General features: G+C 67.4%; 3 protein-coding genes. All 3 read right to left on the reverse strand.

Annotated features, from left to right (window positions below; all coding sequences use genetic code 11):
• Positions 1-667, reverse strand: a 667-nt coding sequence (locus K228_RS0124715) for a GGDEF domain-containing protein (RefSeq protein WP_025620758.1), incomplete at its 3' end; no start/stop codon positions are given.
• Entirely contained in the window at positions 664-1,194 is a 531-nt protein-coding gene (locus tag K228_RS0124720) for an Lsr2 family DNA-binding protein (protein ID WP_025620759.1), read from the reverse strand. The genes K228_RS0124720 and K228_RS0124715, both read right to left, overlap by 4 nt.
• Positions 1,191-1,796 (reverse strand): RNA polymerase sigma factor, encoded by a 606-nt coding sequence (locus K228_RS0124725; protein WP_245603601.1) that lies wholly within the window; start codon positions 1,794-1,796, stop codon positions 1,191-1,193. Before K228_RS0124725 ends, K228_RS0124720 begins: the two co-directional genes overlap by 4 nt.
• Between the last annotated feature and the right edge of the window lie 306 nt (positions 1,797-2,102).

Raw genomic sequence — 2,102 nt, forward strand, 5'->3', positions numbered from 1 at the left:
CCCCCACCACACTGGTCAGAGCCGCTAGCTCCCGCAGCCGCAGCAACGGCCTCGGCTCCACCTCCGGCAGCTCGGTCAGCACGTCGTGCTCGACCAGGCCGTCACCGCCCCGGGCCTTCACCTCATACGCGGCCTCGTCGGCCGCGGCCAGTGCCCGCGACCAGTCCTCCCCAGCGGTGACGTGAACCGCACCGACGCTGGCCCGCACCGTCACCATCACGCCATCGCCAACCTCAATTGGCTCGGCCAGCGCCGCGATGACATCGGCACCGAGGATCTGCGCCAACGGCGCCGGCGACGGACATACCACCACCAGTTCGTCACCGCCCAGACGCGCGACCACCGCGCCATCGATGTCCTCCACCACCGCCTGCAAACGGCGAGCAATCTCCACCAGCAACGCATCACCGGCAGCGTGACCCCACGTGTCGTTGACCTGCTTGAACCGGTCCAGGTCCACCAGGACCAGGTCGTAGGACTCGTCCGCCAGGCCAGCCAAGGCCCGATTCAGGCCCGCCCGGTTAGCCAGACCAGTCAACGGATCCGTGGCGGCCCCACGGCGGGCCTCAGACAGCCGGCCCCGCAACCCGCGCACCGACCGGACAGCCCACACATGCCCCACCAGCGACACCGCACCAACAGCAGGGAGCAACACCTCGGCGATCACCGGGCCACCTCCGAACCAGTAGCCGTGGCGAATGCCTCGCGGACTTCCCGGGGTATCCGGCCCCGATCAGCAACCTGGTAGCCGTTGGCGTGCGCCCACTTCCGGATCGCAACTCGCTCGCCCGCGCCCTGCCGGCGATTCCGCGACGATGCCGATGATTCGCGGCGGCCCGCACGCAGTTCCTGCCGTACCTCGGCCAGCCGGCTGGCCAGCGATGCCTCGTCCTCAGCCAACTTGCGGTGACGGGCCGCGGTGGCCTCCCGCTCCCGCCGCTGTGCCTCCTCAGCCGCCACGCGGTCGGTGAGTTCCTGCACCAGCCCACCGATCTTCGCGGCGAGCTGCCGGGTTCGTGCGGCCTCACTGCTAGCGCCAACACGCAGCAGCTCGTCCAGGCGGCCAACCTCGTGCTGTGCCGTGGTTTGTGGAGCTGGTGCACCGGGCCCAGCAGTCACCCGGATACCCATCGGCACTCGCTGCGCGGGCACAGCCGGAGTGCCGTTGGCTGGCGTCATCGTCACGGTGCTCATGCCGGCATCACCGCCGTCACAGGCAGCAGACCCCGCAGGGCCCGCAGGGCCTTGTGCTGGATGACCTTGATCGCCGACGGAGTCTTGCCCAACACCTGAGCGGTTTCATCAATCGACATCTCCCGCAAATACCGCAGCGTGATGCAGTCCCGCTGTACTGGGCTCAGCTGCGCGATGCCCTCCACCAGAGCCTCGCGGGTCAGCCGCTGCACCACTGCCGCCTCCGGGCTGAACACTTCGCCAGCAGGGACCGGATCGCGGACCTCGGCCACCGGCCGCTCGCGGCGCTGATGCGACCGCTGGTAGTTGATCGTCAGGTTCCGAGCGATGGTGGTGACCCAACCGGCGAAGTCGCCATGCCGACGAAACGCCGGCAGGTTCCGCAACGCCCGCAGCCACGTCTCCGACGTCAGGTCCTCAGCAACCTGCAGGTCCAGGACCCGTCGGTAGACGAAGCGGAACACCTGGTCGACATACCGGTCATAGACCAGTCCGAACGCCTCCGTGTCGCCAGCCTGCACCCGCGCCACCAGCGCAGACACGTCACCGTCATGGGGTTCTACCCCCTGATTCCGGGCAGCACGTACCCTCATTACTGGCATCTGAGCCTCCTTGGTGGGATGCCGTGCGGCCTCGGCGGGGCCCAATCCCCGCCGGGGCCATTTCTGTGCCCACTGATAGAGCAATGGATAAGGTCAACCGGTCTGCATGCAGACCTATCGACGTGCGGCCCACGTTAGGTCCTCAATGCGTCACGGTCAAGTATTCTGTATGCAGACCTTCAAAGGTTTACGCTGTGACCCATGAGTACCGGCCCAACGGATGCGCGACCTATGCAAGTTCGCGTCGCCGACGACATCCGCCTGAAGATCGAGACGGGTACGTTAGGACCGAGTGATCAGCTCCCC

The sequence above is a fragment of the Salinispora cortesiana genome (genome assembly GCF_000484695.1).
In the GTDB taxonomy this organism is placed as follows: domain Bacteria; phylum Actinomycetota; class Actinomycetes; order Mycobacteriales; family Micromonosporaceae; genus Micromonospora; species Micromonospora cortesiana.